The following is a 16,686-nucleotide window of genomic DNA, read 5'->3' on the forward strand; positions in this document are numbered from 1 at the left end:
CACCGGTAGGGGCGACCTGTGGCCGCCCGCTGACTCACCGTTTCACCTCCGAGACAAGCCTTCCGCAGTGCTATTGTTTCACAGGCGCCTGATCGACAACGGTAAAAAGAATATCCATCGCCAGCTTGTGGATCTGTGCTGGTTCCGAATCCAGGTAGCTATTTGGACCATATGCGTGACCGGTATTGCCCCCCTCCACCCAAGCCTCTGCATGAAACCCATCCAGATAGATAGAATGACACGGCTCTTCAGGATAATGCGTTTTCAACAGCGCTCGTTTGGCGGCTTTTAAAAGCGCATCAGCCTTATCCGAATCGAGTGGTCCGGAACCAATCGTTTGCGCCTGCTCGACGCTATTCAAGCGGAATGGCTTGCGATAAGCATCGGCCCAATATCGGCCATCCGGTCGCCGCCAGGCCACAAGCATCTGTTGCCCGTTCATATGCCGAGGTCCGCCAACCCCACCCCAGATCTTGTAGATGAAGACGGGTTCGCTGTCGGCATCAGTCGCTTTTCCCCATTGTTCAAAGGGGGCCCTGAGAAAGACTGCAGACATATCGGACGATGCCGGTAGATAGTGAGGGGCGGGGCAATTTGCAGCTGATGTACTTTGAATCAGCGAGATTGCAAGCAAACCCGCGCAGACTGCGCATAGCCTTGCTGCAAAATTCGATAGACACGATACCGAACAGCTCACCAGTTGAGGCATTGTCATCACAGTGCCTTCTTCAATAATGCCTTCAGCGTCATATCTGGCTGATAAATCACATCATCGATCAACCAGCGACCGCCAACTTGCTTCACTACATAGCGAATATGTGTCGATGCCGGAGAGTTCGGGCGTGTAATTTTCACTTCAACGATATTAGTTTTGCGCCCACGTCTGATCGAAATGTTTTGCATCGCCGGATCCTGATTTGCCCACAGAATGGCGAAATCGAGCCAGCAAATCTCGTGCGAGCGTTCAGCACATTCACGGTCATTACGCATTAAATGTATGAGTTCAGGCGTGAAATATCGTTGCCAGACCTCATCACTTTCATCAAGTAGCGTCTTACGGGTCGTACCAGTTCCCTCCGCATCCTCCCATGCAAAGTCATGGTAGATGCGCTTGACCGGATCAGAGGGCAGAGGGCTTGAAGCGAGAACATAAGGTGCACATGCCAACACGCCAAGCATCCAGCATGCATTCCACTTCATTTACCGTTTCCAACCTGAATCAACGCCAAATCCATCTGTTCGCCCCCCAGTGCCACCGGCAATCCCCCCTTCAGCACATGATCCGCAGGCAGCGCTGCAATCGCCTCGACCAGGGCAGCTTTGACGCCGGCGCCACAGCTTTCCCAGGTCTCACCGGTGAGCGATACCGGTAGCGTCAGCACGCGCGGCGAGGATGACCAGACTTCTTCGCAAGCCCAGTCGGGATTTTTCTTGTCGTACTGATCGGCGCCAATCCATTCAATCGCAAATTTGCCGGGCTGATTCGGGCCGAGTTCGAAGAGGTTGAAGGCGAAAGCGCGGATGTCGCGGGTGGTGTCGGCGGCGCCGGTTTCAAGCCAGTGTGTCAGTTGCATGGTGTGTTCAGTCATGTTGTGGGTTCCTTTGCCACCCCATCATCACATCCGCCTCAAACCCGCCCCCTACACTGCGAATACGCCCATGCAGACGGCCTTCTTCGCGAAAGCCAAGTGACGTGTAGAAGTCGCGGGCTTTGGCATTGCTTTCGCGGGTGATAAGTTCAACGCGGAGGACATCCGGGCGCTGGGTGCGCACGCGGTCGAGGAGCGTGGTGAAAAGTTGGCGGCCGATGCCTTTGCCCTGCCAGTCGGGATGCACAGCAATGGTGAGATCGCCCAGCACATGCGCAAATACGCGCGGGCCGAGTGCGGCGGTATGAATTTCGCCGATGATGTCGCCAGCCGCAGTCCGCGCCACCAGCGAAAAGCCCGTTGCCAGCGCATCACTGACAAATCCCTGCACATATTCGAGCGAGACTTCGTCCGCTTCTCGTGCCAGCCCGCCGGGATGCGCGGCAACTGCGCGGTAGAGGTCGAGAATGGCGGCAAGGTCAGCGGAGGTGGAGGACTGAATTACGTTTGAATCTGTCATGCGTAACCTGTTTCCTTCTGATGCCGGAAAGCCAGTATATACACAGCATCTTCAACAGCTTCGTAACGATATAGCGCCACGTATCCAGAATCACCAAAGGCGATAATCAGCTCGCGCAACTCGAGATAATCAGATAGCGGTCGGCCTATGTCTGGCGACGATTCCAGCAAGGATAGATGCTGCGCAATCACAGCTGCCGCCCGTTTTGCAGCCTCTCGGGATTTGACCTGCAGGAATCGACGGCAGCGCTCAAGGCCATTGACGGCCCCCTGGGTGACAATCAGTCGTGGCAATCCGGTGCCGCCTGTTCTGTGTCACTGCCCCAAGTATCCAGCCAGTTGCGGACTTCCTGCCCGGTCAGATGCTGGCCGGTTTCACGATAGGCAGTCCAGGCTGCCAAGGCTTCCTGCGTGAACTGCACTTTTGCTTCTTCACGCTCGACATACTGCTGGATAGCCTCCAGCATGATCCCGTGCGAGGAGCGACGGGATGCATGCGCGAGCGCCTGCACGCGGGTTTTCAGTGCATCGTCGAGCTTAAGAGAGGTTGCCATTAGTCAGGCCTGTCAGGGGGTAATACCTAGTAATACTCTACTCCATACGCGCTGCACACACCAGCGATGCTCGATGGTAGCCAATCAATGTCAATCGATCCACACGCGCCCTCCCAGCGCCGGCACCGTAAACGTCAGCTTGCCACCCTGCACCTTTACCTCGCCGCCATTCAGCGCGTCCTTGAAACGGGCATTGGCTTCGCGAGCCTTGAACGACACGGTTTGCGGCTGCGTGCTGTTATTGATGGCGATATAGGCGGTTTGCTGGTTCAGCGTGCGGCGCAGGACGAGGCTATGCTTGTCGGCAAACACCGGCGCTTCCAGCGAACCATGGCGCAGAATGGGGAGATCGTTGCGCAGATGGGTGTAGCGGCGGATGTCGGCCAGCAAGGTTTCGTCCGGCTTGCCGCCCAGATCGGCCCAGGGATAGGTGGCGCGATTGTACGGATCAGGCCCGCCCGTCACGCCGACCTCATCGCCATAGTAAATCGTGGGCGCGCCGGGATAGGTCATCTGCAACAGGGTCGACAGACGGAAGCGGGCTTTGGCTTCAGCGATACGAGCAGCGGACGAGCTGTCGTCCTCGTAGCCCAGCACCCACAGCGATCGCTCCACATCGTGACTGGACAACAGATTCATCATGGCGTACAGCGCTTGCGGCGGATAGACCTCGCGCAGGTATTCCAGCGCGCGATAGGTCTGCGCCACCGGTTCGCCATGGGCAATATCCAGCACCGCATTGCGGAACACATAGTTCATGGACGAATCGAAGGTATCACCCAGCAGGTATTTCGACGAATCGAACCAGGTCTCGGCCACCGTAATGGCATCCGGCTTGACAGCCTTCACCGCCTTGCGCCATTCGCGCCAGAAATCGTCCTGCACATAGGGCACCACATCCATGCGCCAGCCCGCTGCACCGCGATCCAGCCACAGTTTGGTGATGGAATCCGGCCCGGAAAAAGCAAACTCACGATATGACGGACTGTTCTTGTTGAGTTCCGGCAGCGAGCTGAGGCCAAACCAGCCTTTGTACTGTTTGTCCGGCTCGATTTGCGTGGTATCGAAGGTGTACCAGTCGTAATAGGGCGAGGCCGGATTGGGCTTGCCATTGGCAAACGCGCCCTGCCCGCCGTATTGACCATAACGATCAAAATAGCGCGAATTGGTACCGGTGTGATTCAGCGAGGTATCGGGAATCACGCGGATGCCACGCTTGGCGGCCTCAGTACACAGACGAACAAAATCCTCGTTACTGCCGAAGTGCGGATCGATAGTGCGGTAGTCGCCGGTGTCATACTTGTGATTGCTGTCGGCTTGGAACATCGGGTTGATGTAGAGCGCATTCACGCCCAGGTCACGCAGGTAATCCAGCTTTTCGATGATCCCGGCCAGATCGCCGCCGAAGAAATCATTGCTGTACACATCGTCCGAGCCATCGCCTGTCCCCGGCTTCGAGGGCTTGTCGTGCCAGTTTTGATGCAGCTCGACCGTATGCTCGCCCATGAAGCGATCAACACCGGGGCGCGGATCATTGCTGCGATCGCCATTACGGAAGCGATCCGGAAAGATGTAGTAGTACACCATGTCCGCCGCGTAATCCGGGACCTTGAAATCAGGCAGATACACGCTCTGGCGGAAGCGGCGGATGCTGGACGCACGCTCGGGCATCCAGGCCACTTCGCCCAGCCCGTTGCTGCCCCGCTCGCGGGTATGCGGGATCGGGTCGTTGTTGTTCTGGTAGAGATAGGTTTTTCCAGCGATCTGTACCTCGAAGTAGTAGCCGTAGGTATCGTGCTGGTCGAAGCGGAAATCTGCCTGCCAGCTGCGCCCATCGGCAGATGCCTGCATGGGCACGCGGGCAAAATCGAGATATTTCACCGTGTCCTGATTGCCGGTAATACGGCGCTGCTGGATCACCAGCGTGGCGGCCTGTACACCCTTGCGTGCATTCAGGGCAAAGTGGACTGAGGTGCCTTTTACCACCGCGCCAAAAGGCGACTTATTGGCGAGTGCGCGGCTATCGTGGCGCAGACTTTTGGCAACCGGATTGGAGATTGGCGGGGCCTTGGGCGCAACCCACGTTTGCGGGCCCATCTCCAGCATCACCGTGCCATCACGGAAGCTGAGGCGCAGGGTGTATTTGCCGCTAAAGGTCGCGCTCAAGTCGCCATTGCCGACTGCTTCGCGGCCACTCGCCAGTTTCACTTGTTTCACTGCATCCAGCGCGACCGCCGCGTTGCCTGCTACGCCCCAGGTCGTGGCATCCTGCCAGGCTTCATCGGCAACCTTGAAACTGTGCTTGCCCTGCAAGTCGATATTCAGAAAAAACGCATCGCAGACATATGTAAAGGCGAAGTCATCCTGCGGTGCCCAGCCATTCATCGAGCCGCGCAGGTAGAGCGTTTCGCTGCCCAGCGGATTGGGTTGACAGGCTGCCATCGCAGTGTGACTCATGAACAGTACCCCGATACATGCAGCTAACCGACGAATCATCTGCTTCATCCCTTTACGCCTCCCGAGGTCAGGCCGGACACAATCCAGCGCTGCGCCAGCAAGAACACCGCCGTGATCGGCAGACCGGACAGCACCGCTGCAGCGGCAAAGTCGCCCCATAGATAGTTCTGCGCGCTGAGGTAGTATTTCACGCCCACGGCCAGCGTCAGGTTGCCCTCCTCACGCAGCAGGATGGAGGCCACCGGATACTCGATGATGATGCCGACAAAGGCCAGCACAAACACCACCATCAGAATCGGCACCGCCATGGGCAGCAGCACGCGGCTGAATGCCTGCCAGTGCGTGGCACCATCGACCTTGGCGTTCTCTTCGATTTCAGCGGGAATGGTTTCGAAATAGCCGCGTATCGTCCAGATATGCGTGGCCACGCCGCCGAGGTAGGCCAGAATCAGACCGCCATGCGTTTCCACGCCCAGCCACGGCACCACCGAACCAATCGTGTCGAAAATGGCATAAATCGCCACCAGCGCCAGCACCGCCGGAAACATCTGCAGCATCAGCATGCTATTGAGAATCGCCGACTTGAAGCGAAAGCGCAGGCGGGCGAAGGCATAGGCGGCGGTCGTGGAAATCGCCACGATCAGCGTCGCGGTGATGGTGGCAATCTTGATGGAGTTCCACAGCCAGTGCAGCACCGGAAACGGCGGCGGCGTGACATGGCCTGCCGCATCCACCACCGGGATGCCGAGTGCCAGTTTCCAGTGATCGAAACTGATCTCGCGAGGGATCAGATCGCCCGTCGCGAAATTGCCGGGCCGCAGCGAAATGGAGATCACCGCCAGCAACGGAAACACCGTGAGCGCGATCATGCCCCACAGAAATGCATGCGCAGCAAACACGCGCCAGCGCTGGTTTTTACCGGTCACAATTGCCATGTGAAGCTCCTTATCTCGCTGCCTGCTGGTTCACTTTGCCAATCTTCAGATTGGCAAGCGACAGCAAGGCCACCAGCACGAAAATCACCGTAGAGACGGCTGCTGCCAGACCGAATTGCTGGCCGGTATCTTCAAAGGCGATGCGATAGGTGTAGGACACCAACAGATCAGTCATGCCTGCGGGCAGCTTGGTATTGAGGAAATCCGGTCGACCTTGCGTCAGCAGGGCGATCACCACAAAGTTGTTGAAATTAAACGCAAATGCCGAAATCAGCAGCGGCGACAGCGGCCGGATGATCAGCGGCAGGGTGATGCGGAAAAAGTTGGTCAGCGGCGAGGCGCCCGCCAGTGCCGAGGCTTCGTACAGGTCTGCCGGAATCGCTTTCAGCAGCCCCGTACACAGCACCATGATGTAGGGATAGCCCAGCCAGGTGTTCACAATCAGCAGCATCACCTTGGCCAGCACCGGATCGGCAAACCAGGCCGGTTTCACGCCAAACAGCGCATCCAGCACGGCGTTGATTTCGCCAAAATTCTGGTTGAACAAGCCCTTGAACACCAGAATGGAGATGAATGCGGGCACCGCATAGGGCAGGAACAGGATGGTGCGGTAAAAAGTACGGAAGCGCAGCGCCTCCCAGTTCAGCATCACTGCCAGCGTGCAGCCGAGCGCCAGCGTAAACAGCACCGTCAGCCCGGCGAAGGTCACGGTCCACACAAAAATCTGCAGGAAGGGTCCTTTGAAATTGGCATCGGTGAGCATGCGGGTGTAATGCGCGAACCCGACGCCCACTGTGAAGCCCGGTTGCAGGCGCTCGCTCTTGGGATTCTCGAAATAGCCCGTATCGCGGTTCGGCGCGAAACGCTCGCCTGTGACCCGATTGCGTACCGCGCCCTGTGTTTCGGCCAGCCAGACAGGCTGCACCACACCAAATTCGCGCACACCCGCATACTGGATCACTGTCTGGTCCGGCAGATGCAGTTTCAGCTTCATCAGGGCGCTGCGATGTACCAGTGTGTCTTTCAGCGAGAGCACGGGTGCACTGGCTTCATCCGCAGCAGGTGCATGCATCATCACATCAGGCTTCTGGAATAACGCAGATAAAGAAAGCGGCTCGGACACCAGCAAGGTCTCACCCGCTACACCGCTCATGGGATCGGCGCTGTCCGGATGCAGCGCGAGGCGGAACTGCTTGCCGTCCCGATGCAGGCTATACGTCCACTGGCGGGACTCATCCGGCTCGGTTTGATCCAGCAGATAGCTGCGGGCGCGTGGCTCGCTCAGCAGATTGTTGGTGGAATAATTAGTGAAGCCGATCCCCGCCGTATACAGCAGCGGAAAGGCCACAAACAGCCCCATGCCGGTAACGCCGGGAAACAGATAGCGCCACACCGGCGACTCGGCAAAGACGTAGACATAAAACGCCGCCGATACCAGCATCAGCAATCCAGCCGCCCACAGGGTCTGGCCGGACAGATAGACCATGGCCACCACATAGAGCGCCAGCAGTGCCAGCACCAGCGTCAGCAGCCAGGTGAAATAACGACGCCAGTCGGTCGACAGGGTCAGAATCGCATTCAGCATGATGTGCCCTCAATGACCTGTGCCGTTGCCCACCAGCATGCGGGCTTGCGCGTTATCCAGCGCATCCTTGGGCGATTGCAGGCGGTTGGTGATGGACATAAAGGCCGAATCCATGGTGTTCCAGAAGCGGCCCATCTCGGGAATATTGGGAATGGTGATGCCGTTGCGGGCATTGTCCATGGTGGCGCGGATCAGCGGATTCTGTGCCAACTCGGCATAGAAGGCGGTGTTGGCCGGTACACCCAGCGGCACTTCGGCATTCATGCGGCGCAAGGCGTCCGGCTGCATGAGCCAGCGCTCGATAAATTCGCGGGCCAGATCCTTATTGCGGCTAGGCGCGGTAATCATGCAACCCTGCACGCCTACAAAAGCACGTCCGGGCTGCCCCGGCTTCAGGCCCGGAATCGGTGCCACGCCAAAGTCGATCCCGGCGCGGCGGGCGTTTTCCCAGGCAAATGCGCCAGACAGCATCATGGCAATCTTGCCCTGCGCAAACCCGGCTTCCATTTCGCTGTATTTGGCGCCCTTCTGCAATGCACCGCGGTCGATCATCTCGGCCATCACATTGCCAGCAGCCACTGCGCCAGCGGTATTCAGGCCCACGTGATTCGGGTCGTAATTACCCTGCTTGTCGCGCGCAAAGATAAAAGCATCGGTCCCCGCCAGCAGCGGCCAGCTAAAGAAGGTGACGTTGATATCCCACAGAATGGCGTGCTTGCCCTGCTTCGCCAGTTGCTGATCCAGCACCATCACCTCGCTCCACGTAGCAGGCGGATTCGGCACCAGTGCCTTGTTGTAGATCAGGCCATTGGCCTCGATCGCCAGCGGATAACCCCAGGTTTTGCCCTGCCAGGTAAACGCTTCCCATGCAGCAGCATCCACCGCCTCGTGCATCGCCTTGCGCGGATGCACCGGCACAATCAACCCGGCCTTGGCCCACTCGCCCACGCGATCATGTGCCCAGCAGAAGATGTCCGGGCCCTTGCCCGCGCCTGCCGCCTGCTGGAATTTCGGCGGCGGGTCTTCGGGATGCTCCACGCGCACCGGAATGCCGGATGCTGCCGTAAAGTCATCGCCGACCGACTGCAGCGCGTGATATGCCTTGTCACCATTGATCCACACCAGCAGCGTCGGCGGTGCAGCTTCGGCGCTGACAGCGGCCAGCATCAATGCCAGCTTGATCCACATCCGGTTCATGACAGCCGCCCCGTGATGCTTTCCAGACGGCGGAACGCCAGCCCGTCGGCATCGAAAAGATAGGCTGCTGCCTCGGAGAAACCGAGCGTCAGTGCATCACCCTGGCGCACACTGGTGCGGCCATGGAATTCGCAGGTCAGCGCCTCTTCCGCGCCAACAAAGTCACAATAGGCATGGGTCATGCCGCCCAGCAGCTCGACAAAACTGACCGTCGCCTTCAGCGCATTGCCCTCGCCCCCCACCGTGAAATGCTCGGGCCGCACCCCCAGCGTCACCGGATCGCCCAGAATGGCGCGTTCGGCATTGACGCGGCAGCGCACCGTTTCACCGGCAGCCAGCTGCACCAGCGCATGGCAGGCCGAGGCTTCGATGATCGTGCCCTTCATGAAATTCATGCGCGGCGAGCCGATAAAGCCGGCCACAAAGAGATTATCCGGATGCTCGTATAACGCCATCGGCGAACCGACCTGCTCCACCTTGCCCGCCGACAGCACCACAATACGATCCGCCAGCGTCATCGCTTCGACCTGATCGTGCGTCACGTAGATCATGGTGGTTTTCAGGTCTTCGTGCAGCTTGGCAAACTCGTAGCGCATCTTCACGCGCAGGGCGGCATCGAGGTTGGACAGCGGCTCGTCGAAGAGAAACACATCGGGCTTGCGCACAATGGCGCGGCCAATCGCCACACGCTGCCGCTGTCCCCCGGAGAGATCCTTGGGTTTGCGATCCAGCAGATGCTCGATGTGCAGAATCTTGGCGGCGTTGCGCACCAGGGTATTGATTTCCGGCTTGGGCACCTTGGCGAGCTTGAGGCCAAAGGCCATATTGTCGAACAGATTCATATGCGGATACAGCGCATAGGACTGGAACACCATGGCAATGCCACGCTCCGCTGGCGGAATATCATTTACCACCCGGCCACCAATCGACAGCGTGCCGCCGGTGATGTCTTCCAGCCCGGCAATGGAGCGCAGCAACGTGGATTTGCCGCAGCCGGACGGCCCGACAAAGACCATGAATTCGCCATCGCGAATCTCGAGATTGATGTTCCTGAAAATCTGCACATCGCCATACTGCTTGCAGACGTCGACAAGGCTCACTGCGGCCATGCTGTCCTCACCCGGTGCAATCGCACCTCTGAATTACGGTTGTGTCGATGAAAATGCGTCGCTGGCGCACACATGAATGTCGTTGCCGGCAAAGGCCAGTGTCTCGGCATGCAATGCCTGCACCTTGCCATTCACAGTCACCTCGTGCACCGGCTGCGGACTCACCAGCAGCAGACGCACGCGCATGTCGCCAAAGCCCTGCTGCAGGGTACGGATGCTGATTTCCGGCTGCGCACCGTCCCAGCTGGCACTCACCTGCACGCGGGTTTGCGCCCCGCCCTGCCATTCATGGCTCAAGCCATCATCTGCAATCAAGGTATAGCTGATCTGCTGGCCCGGCTCGATCACCAGCAGGATGTCCTGCTCGCGCAGGTTGTTGCGATTGTTGATCCGCACACCGGTTTGCATCGGGATCACGGCAGGCGCAGCCAGATAGATCGGCGTCGATTCCTCACGCGCCTGATGCGCCAAGGTATCGCCCGCGCTGGCAAATTGGCCGTGTTCGACGCTGTACCAGCGCGTGCCGTGCGGATGCACAGGCAGCGTGGCACTTCGTTCCAAGTCTTCCAGCGACACAAACGGCGCCTGCACAATCGACTCGCCAACGAAGAACATATCGTCGGTGAAATCGAATGCGCCACTGGTATCGTGATACCACAGCGGACGGGTCATCGGGTCGCCGCGCTCGGCCTGCGCATGGAAGGTGTTGTACAGATAAGGCAGCAGCTTGTAACGCAGGCGGATGAAATCGCCCACGATGCGGGTCGTGTCTTCGCCGCGCGTCCACGGTTCCTGATTCGGTGCAGTGGAAATGCAATGGTTACGCAGGAAGGGAAAGAGGAAGCCCAGCTTGTACCAGGCACGCATCAGCTCAGCGCTCGCCTCCAGCGCAAAACCCGGCACATCGGGGCCATTGAATGGCAGGCCGGACACCGCCAGATTCAGGCTCAGCGCGATGCTGCCCTTCATATGGTGCGCGTTGGACATATTGTCGCCGGTCCACACCGCCGTATGCCGGGACGAGGACAGCGAGGCACTGCGCGACAGCACAAAGGGCCGCTCCAGCGGACGCGCCGCCAGCACGCCTTCGCGCGTGGCTTCGGCCATGCCCAGCGCGTACTGGTTATGCCAAGTATCGTGCGACCAGTCGCCACGCTGGAAACGCATATCATCAAGCGGCGAAGAACCGGAGGAAGGATCATTCATATCGATCCAGTAGCCGCCAAATCCCTTTTTGGTGAAATCGCGCACCTGCTCGACCCAGAAGGCACGCGCCTCGGGTAGCGAGTAATCTGGAAAGACCGTATAGCCGGGCCACACAAAGCCGACGTAGTCTTCCCCTTCAGCGGTTTTGCACAGGATGTCGCGGCGTTTGGCCTCGGCGTAGACGCCATAGTCAGGATCTTGCCGGAAGCCTGGATCCAGAATCGGCACCACGCGGTGACCGCGATCCGCTAGCTGTTTCAGCTGCAATTCGGGAATCGCAAAATGGCCGGGATCGACCGTGAAGACGCGATACCCTTCCATGTAATCAATATCGAGCCACAGGCCATCATTGGGAATCTGGTGCGCCTCGAACTGATCAGCCAGCGCCTCCAGATCGGCAAACGATTTGTAGCCCCAGCGGCATTGATGATGCCCCAGCGCCCACAGCGGCGGCACTGGTGTCTTACCTTGCAGCGTTTGCAGCTTCTGCACCACCTCTTGCGGCGTGCGGCCCGCTACAAACCACACATCGGGCTTGCCATCATTCGAGCCAAAGAAGAATTCGCGCTCGAACGGGCCGGTACCCGGCTGGAAGATGCCTTCGTCGGCACCGGTATTCATGAATACGCGGAAGGGATTATCGACCAGCACGCCCACCCAGTGGCTGCCGGTTTTGATGATCAGGACGGGGAGCGCGATGTAGAGCGGATCAGGCTGGGCATGCTCGATGCGTTCCCAGGCAAAGTCGGCAAACACATCGGTATTCCAGAAGGTCGTGCGCAGCTTCGAGCGTTCCATGCCAAAGCTTTTTTCGCCCATACCGTAGAAGCGATCAGTCTCGCGCCACGGAAAGGCCATCACCCATTTCTGACCGCAGGCACCAAAACCACGATGCGATTCGGACTGCAGCAGCGTCTCGCCATCCATGCTCAGCGACAGACTGCCATCAGCATCCGTCCGCAGCGCCGCATCCGATTTGATCGCGGCAAAGCCATCGGGCGTCAGCCGCGCATGGCTGTAACTGCCTTGCGCCCAGCGCGGGCTATCGACCAACACGCGAAACACATTGCTACCATGATCGATCACATGCAGGCGCGCACCAGCACGCGCCCCGAACACAAAATTGCGGGTGGTTTCTACCTTGTGGAAATACATCCAGCGCTCCTCGTTCGCCTTCACCCTCACGGCAGACACAATTGCCGATACTGGGATTGACGATATGGCGCCAGTGTACACAAAAAGTAGTTTGATTACATTTTGTTTTCGAATGAGCGCACCAGAATGTCGCAAATTTAGCGCATCCCGCACCACAAACAACCAGATCACCTGCAACGAAGCTCAGGCCAAATCTGCATTAATACTGGATTTATCGCCAAAGTCAGGTAGAGCAGTACAAATCATATTCGCCATCCCCAACCGCCTGGAACTGGTAGTCCCCTACCAATCCAAAGCGGTTTGACGATCAAATTTTAAGTAATTTTACTACATTTTAATTAGTTCAGACGCCTGCACATTCACGCGAACGCCCAGTGCATTCAACGCCAGAGCATGCACAATCTGGTCCGGCGCAGTACAGGCATCAGCGAGCACAGTGACCTTTCGGTAGGCATCCGCTTGTGGCGAGATTGCGGTATGCGTCACGCAGTTCTGCGTCATCATGCCGCACAGAATCAATTCATCCACCCCCAGCGACTGCAACAGGGCTTGCAGCGTGGTGTCGCGGAAGCTATCCGCATGATGCTTGATAACAATCGGAGCATCCGGCGCAGCAGCCAGCACATCAGGATGAATGGCCACGCCGTGGGTGCCTGCATTAAAAAATGGCGCAGGTCCTTTTGTGTCATCCGCCACGTGCTGGACATGGATAACCGGAACGCCGGCAGTACGGGCACGGGCAATCGCACGAATAGCGGCCTCCTTGGCTGCCTCAGCCTCCCACTGGGGATAGGCGCCTTCGGCAAAATAGTCGTTCTGGATATCAATCACGATCAAAGCGGGCTGGCTCATGGTGCACTCCTCTTCAGGTGCGGTTGGAATGAGCAGCATTGTGCTACCAGCGCGTACCTGACTCGATTGGCCCGAATACACCATTTCGATAAGATTGGGCCAACCTGATTACACGGTGCCGTACCATGTCCATCCAGCATATTGCCGTCGTGGCCTTCGATCACATCAGTCCCTTCCACCTCTCTGTCCCATGCGTGGTGTTTGGCGACGGGCTGCGCGAGGAGGAAAGATTCCAACTCGTCGTCTGCGGCGCGACACCCGGCCCCCTGCGCACCACCGCCGGATTTACACTGGACGGACTGGCCCCGCTCGATGCCTTGCGCGATGCATCCGCCATCATCATCCCCAGCTGGCACGATGTAGATGCAAGGCCACCGGAAACGCTACTGGAACAACTTCGGGATGCACACGCACGAGGCGTGCAACTGGTTGGCTTATGTCTGGGGGCATTTGTACTGGCAGAAGCGGGCTTGCTCGATGGGCGCACCGCCACCACTCACTGGGCCCATGCCACGCAGATGCGCGAGCGCTACCCGGCGATCTCGGTCGACCCCGATGTGCTGTATGTTGAGGATGGCAATATTCTGACGTCGGCGGGCACAGCAGCCGAACTGGATGCCTGCCTGCACCTACTGCGGCGGCAACTGGGTAGCCATATTGCCAACCGCGTGGCCCGTCGGCTGGTCGTGCAACCTCACCGGGATGGTGGACAGGCACAATTTATCGAGCATCCGCTCCCGCAAACCGCTGGCGGATCAAGACTGGCACATCTGCTTGAATCGGTTCGTCAGCGCCTGCACGACGCGCATTCGCTGGACTCACTCGCAGATGAAGCCCGCATGAGTCGCCGCAGCTTTACCCGCCAGTTCCGTGCACTGACAGGCACTACCGTTCAGGCATGGCTACTACGGGAGCGCCTTACCCTTGCGCAGCAGCTTCTGGAAAAAACCGGCCACTCCATCGAACGCATCGCAGAACTGGCCGGCTTTGGCTCTGCCATCACCTTGCGCCACCATTTCCGGCGCGCAGTCGGCCTCTCGCCACTTGCGTGGCGAAAGGCGTTCAGTGATCGCAATTAGGGCTTAGAACTCACCTTCCCCACCCCAATATAGCGATTCAGCCACCGATCCTGTTCCCACAGCATGTGCAGAACTGACTCGCGGGCGCGGTAGCCGTGGTCTTCATTGGGCAGGTAGACAAATCGTGCCGTTGCACCCAACCCTTGCAGCGCCTGATACAGACGCTCGCTCTGGATCGGGAAAGTGCCCGGATTCGAATCATCCTGACCGTGGATCATCAGGATCGCATCCTTGATCTGATTGGCGTGATTGAACGGCGACATGGTCTGATAGACGTCCTTGGCCTGCCAGAAATTGCGCTCCTCAGACTGGAAGCCAAATGGCGTCAGCGTACGATTGTATGCCCCCGAACGCGCAATCCCGGCCTTGAACAGACGGGTATGCGCCAGCAAATTGGCAGTCATGAATGCGCCATAGCTATGACCGCCCACGGCGATATGATCACGATCCGCCACCCCCAGACGCACCACCTCATCTACCGCCGCCTGAGCCGATGCCACCAGTTGCGGCAGGTAGGTATCGTTCGGCTCCTTGTCGCCCTCGCCCACGATCGGCATGGTCGGATCATCCAGCACGGCGTAGCCGCGTGCCAGCATCGCCAGCGGACTGGACGGACTGATACGCTTGAAGCGGTAGGGCGAATCCTTCACCTGACTGGCGGCTGCAGCCGACTTGAATTCATTCGGGTAGGCCCACATCAACAGGGGCAGCGGGCCATCGCGCTTGGCATCGTAGTTTGGCGGCAGATAGAGCTTGGCTGTCAGCTCCACGCCATCGGCACGCTTGTAGCGCAGCTGCTGCATCTGTACCGATTTGAGTTGCGGCAGCGGATGCGGCGTATGCGTCAGCGCACGCGGTTCAGCCTTGCCTTCACGCACATACAGATTCGGGAATTCATCGACGGCTTCACGCTGGGTCAGCACGCGTTCGCCGGCATCATCCAGTACGGCCATCACAAATTCGTAATGCGGTGCTTCAGAACGCCACAGGCGGGTGGTCTGCTTGTCTGCGAGTGACAGACGATCCAGGAAAGGACGATCGCCTTCCGGGCTAGCACCTGTACCGGTCAGGAACAGACTCTTGCCGTCGGCGCTGGTCTGCAGCACGCGCTCACCACTGGGCAGCATCTTCATCAGCGGACGGCCCGGATCGTTGTAGCGATCTTCGGATTTACGGCTGAACAACAAAGTAGCCGCCGCTTCAGTCTTGCCGGGCTGGGCCATCCAGGTGCGCGTATCGCGGGTTTTCCACCAGTATTCACTCACCAGCGCCAGATCATCACGGCCCCACTGCACACCGGCAAATCGTGCCTTGAGTTTCATCCAGCTGGTCGGCTTGCCGGTAAACGGTGCAGCCAGCAGATACAAGCCGTCGCGCTCTTCCACCTTGGCAGACGGATCCCCACCATCCAGTGCTTCCGCCCACAGCAGGGTTGCCGGCGCATCGGCGCGCCAACTGACATAGCGCGGGCCAGTCTGGACCGCGTCATTGCCCTGCGGCATCCGCTCCTGCAGGGCGCGATCATGAATCGTTTTCACCAGCTTGCCGCGTGCATCCCACACTTCGGTGCTTTCCGGGAATTTATCCAGCGGCACCAGCGTGGAATACGGGCGATGCAGGCGGCTCACCAGCAGATAGCGTCCATCCGGCGACGCATCCACGCCCATGATGCGATCCGGCTGGCCGATCAGGCCCACCTTGCCATCCAGCGTTACCGTAGCAATCTGATTGGTCAGTGCCCAGTCCAGCAGATCACTGTCGTAAGGCGTTTTCAACAGATCGGGATAGGTGCGGTTCTGCGCAGCCGGACCACCCACCGTTTCATTCATGATCGGCGCAGTCGGCGTAGTCGGGCGAACCGGTTGCGCGGCTTGCTTGGCAGGCACCAGTTGTACCAGCAGGCTGGACGAACCATGCGCCCATTCAAAACCCTGACCCAGCGTCGCATTCAATGGCTGCTTGATCAGCATACGCGCCTTGGCGGCTTTCACATCCACCAGCCACAGCTTGATGCCATCGTCCTGCCACAGGCTTACGGCCATCCAGCGCTCATCCGGGGAGAACTTGGCATCGGCAATACGCGGATTAGCCGGGAAACCCGACACCTTGCGCGCTTCGCCCGTCGCAACATTTGTCAGTGTCACAGAATTTGCAAACGAGAAGCGGCTGGCCGAGCGCATTTTGCCATTCAGGCGAATCCCCGCCAGACGCAGCTCCGGCTGCGCAACGGTTTCAATACTCGGCAAACCCGGACGCTGCAGCAGTGCGATGGTGTGCTTTTGCGGACTAATAACGGTCGTGGGCGTGGCAGGTGCATCAACAATGGCCTGCAGGCTGGCGTCCGGCAGTTGATAAGACGCGACCGGGGCGGCATCGGCAGCCAGTGCATGTGGCATCAGCGGCGCGGCCAATGCAAGGCACAGCGCAAGGGTAAGCGGGCGGAGTTGCA

General features: G+C 58.9%; 15 protein-coding genes. 1 reads left to right on the top strand and 14 read right to left on the bottom strand.

From position 1 onward, the window contains the following. Nucleotides 1-70: 70 nt before the first annotated feature. The 13 genes from KSF73_06235 to KSF73_06295 all read right to left on the bottom strand — a co-directional run bounded on the left by KSF73_06235 (nucleotide 71) and on the right by KSF73_06295 (nucleotide 13,158). Entirely contained in the window at nucleotides 71-556 is a 486-nt protein-coding gene (locus tag KSF73_06235) for a hypothetical protein (GenBank protein ID MBV1775309.1), read from the bottom strand. A gap of 158 nt (nucleotides 557-714) precedes the next feature. Further along, nucleotides 715-1,179, bottom strand: coding sequence for a YbjP/YqhG family protein (locus tag KSF73_06240; protein MBV1775310.1), 465 nt, complete (start codon nucleotides 1,177-1,179; stop codon nucleotides 715-717). A gap of 17 nt (nucleotides 1,180-1,196) precedes the next feature. After that, nucleotides 1,197-1,589, bottom strand: a complete 393-nt coding sequence (locus KSF73_06245; GenBank protein MBV1775311.1) for a hypothetical protein — start codon at nucleotides 1,587-1,589, stop codon at nucleotides 1,197-1,199. Next, nucleotides 1,582-2,109, bottom strand: coding sequence for a GNAT family N-acetyltransferase (locus KSF73_06250; protein MBV1775312.1), 528 nt, complete (start codon nucleotides 2,107-2,109; stop codon nucleotides 1,582-1,584). Before KSF73_06250 ends, KSF73_06245 begins: the two co-directional genes overlap by 8 nt. Then, nucleotides 2,106-2,402 (bottom strand): type II toxin-antitoxin system RelE/ParE family toxin, encoded by a 297-nt coding sequence (locus tag KSF73_06255; GenBank protein MBV1775313.1) that lies wholly within the window; start codon nucleotides 2,400-2,402, stop codon nucleotides 2,106-2,108. The genes KSF73_06250 and KSF73_06255 overlap by 4 nt, the downstream gene beginning before the upstream one ends. Beyond that, nucleotides 2,390-2,662 carry a CopG family ribbon-helix-helix protein gene (locus KSF73_06260; GenBank protein MBV1775314.1) on the bottom strand — a complete coding sequence of 91 codons (273 nt, stop codon included), beginning with the start codon at nucleotides 2,660-2,662 and terminating at the stop codon, nucleotides 2,390-2,392. The genes KSF73_06255 and KSF73_06260 overlap by 13 nt, the downstream gene beginning before the upstream one ends. A gap of 90 nt (nucleotides 2,663-2,752) precedes the next feature. Further along, nucleotides 2,753-5,158 (bottom strand): hypothetical protein, encoded by a 2,406-nt coding sequence (locus tag KSF73_06265; protein MBV1775315.1) that lies wholly within the window; start codon nucleotides 5,156-5,158, stop codon nucleotides 2,753-2,755. A gap of 5 nt (nucleotides 5,159-5,163) precedes the next feature. Beyond that, complete coding sequence (gene malG, locus KSF73_06270) at nucleotides 5,164-6,054, bottom strand: maltose ABC transporter permease MalG (GenBank protein MBV1775316.1); 891 nt, start codon at nucleotides 6,052-6,054, stop codon at nucleotides 5,164-5,166. A gap of 10 nt (nucleotides 6,055-6,064) precedes the next feature. After that, the gene (gene malF / locus KSF73_06275) at nucleotides 6,065-7,639 is read right to left on the bottom strand and encodes a maltose ABC transporter permease MalF (protein ID MBV1775317.1); all 1,575 of its coding nucleotides are present in this window, start codon (nucleotides 7,637-7,639) and stop codon (nucleotides 6,065-6,067) included. A 9-nt stretch (nucleotides 7,640-7,648) separates the two neighbouring features. Continuing rightward, nucleotides 7,649-8,836 carry a maltose/maltodextrin ABC transporter substrate-binding protein MalE gene (gene malE / locus KSF73_06280; GenBank protein ID MBV1775318.1) on the bottom strand — a complete coding sequence of 396 codons (1,188 nt, stop codon included), beginning with the start codon at nucleotides 8,834-8,836 and terminating at the stop codon, nucleotides 7,649-7,651. Further along, the gene (ugpC, locus tag KSF73_06285; protein MBV1775319.1) at nucleotides 8,833-9,945 is read right to left on the bottom strand and encodes a sn-glycerol-3-phosphate ABC transporter ATP-binding protein UgpC; all 1,113 of its coding nucleotides are present in this window, start codon (nucleotides 9,943-9,945) and stop codon (nucleotides 8,833-8,835) included. The genes malE and ugpC overlap by 4 nt, the downstream gene beginning before the upstream one ends. A 33-nt stretch (nucleotides 9,946-9,978) precedes the next feature. Beyond that, the gene (locus tag KSF73_06290) at nucleotides 9,979-12,306 is read right to left on the bottom strand and encodes a hypothetical protein (protein ID MBV1775320.1); all 2,328 of its coding nucleotides are present in this window, start codon (nucleotides 12,304-12,306) and stop codon (nucleotides 9,979-9,981) included. Nucleotides 12,307-12,633: 327 nt separating this feature from the next. Continuing rightward, nucleotides 12,634-13,158: an isochorismatase family protein gene (locus KSF73_06295; protein MBV1775321.1), complete on the bottom strand. Its 525-nt coding sequence runs from the start codon at nucleotides 13,156-13,158 to the stop codon at nucleotides 12,634-12,636. Nucleotides 13,159-13,283: 125 nt separating this feature from the next. Between KSF73_06295 and KSF73_06300 the strand changes: the two genes are divergently transcribed. Next, complete coding sequence (locus KSF73_06300) at nucleotides 13,284-14,237, top strand: helix-turn-helix domain-containing protein (GenBank protein MBV1775322.1); 954 nt, start codon at nucleotides 13,284-13,286, stop codon at nucleotides 14,235-14,237. On the opposite strand, the gene KSF73_06305 is transcribed toward KSF73_06300, so the two are convergent. Further along, entirely contained in the window at nucleotides 14,234-16,633 is a 2,400-nt protein-coding gene (locus KSF73_06305) for a prolyl oligopeptidase family serine peptidase (protein MBV1775323.1), read from the bottom strand. The genes KSF73_06300 and KSF73_06305 overlap by 4 nt on opposite strands. Nucleotides 16,634-16,686 lie beyond the last annotated feature (53 nt).

This window comes from Burkholderiaceae bacterium DAT-1 (genome assembly GCA_019084025.1).
Classification (GTDB): Bacteria; Pseudomonadota; Gammaproteobacteria; order Burkholderiales; family Chitinimonadaceae; genus DAT-1.

Bases quoted from the DNA above. Each gene is read 5' to 3' on its own strand.
- KSF73_06235 (MBV1775309.1), bottom strand. From the start codon at position 556: ATGTCTGCAGTCTTTCTCAGGGCCCCCTTTGAACAATGGGGAAAAGCG.
- KSF73_06240 (MBV1775310.1), bottom strand. From the start codon at position 1,179: ATGCTTGGCGTGTTGGCATGTGCACCTTATGTTCTCGCTTCAAGCCCT.
- KSF73_06245 (MBV1775311.1), bottom strand. From the start codon at position 1,589: ATGACTGAACACACCATGCAACTGACACACTGGCTTGAAACCGGCGCC.
- KSF73_06250 (MBV1775312.1), bottom strand. From the start codon at position 2,109: ATGACAGATTCAAACGTAATTCAGTCCTCCACCTCCGCTGACCTTGCC.
- KSF73_06260 (MBV1775314.1), bottom strand. From the start codon at position 2,662: ATGGCAACCTCTCTTAAGCTCGACGATGCACTGAAAACCCGCGTGCAG.
- KSF73_06265 (MBV1775315.1), bottom strand. From the start codon at position 5,158: ATGATTCGTCGGTTAGCTGCATGTATCGGGGTACTGTTCATGAGTCAC.
- malG (MBV1775316.1), bottom strand. From the start codon at position 6,054: ATGGCAATTGTGACCGGTAAAAACCAGCGCTGGCGCGTGTTTGCTGCG.
- malF (MBV1775317.1), bottom strand. From the start codon at position 7,639: ATGCTGAATGCGATTCTGACCCTGTCGACCGACTGGCGTCGTTATTTC.
- malE (MBV1775318.1), bottom strand. From the start codon at position 8,836: ATGAACCGGATGTGGATCAAGCTGGCATTGATGCTGGCCGCTGTCAGC.
- ugpC (MBV1775319.1), bottom strand. From the start codon at position 9,945: ATGGCCGCAGTGAGCCTTGTCGACGTCTGCAAGCAGTATGGCGATGTG.
- KSF73_06290 (MBV1775320.1), bottom strand. From the start codon at position 12,306: ATGTATTTCCACAAGGTAGAAACCACCCGCAATTTTGTGTTCGGGGCG.
- KSF73_06295 (MBV1775321.1), bottom strand. From the start codon at position 13,158: ATGAGCCAGCCCGCTTTGATCGTGATTGATATCCAGAACGACTATTTT.
- KSF73_06300 (MBV1775322.1), top strand. From the start codon at position 13,284: ATGTCCATCCAGCATATTGCCGTCGTGGCCTTCGATCACATCAGTCCC.
- KSF73_06305 (MBV1775323.1), bottom strand. From the start codon at position 16,633: ATGCCACATGCACTGGCTGCCGATGCCGCCCCGGTCGCGTCTTATCAA.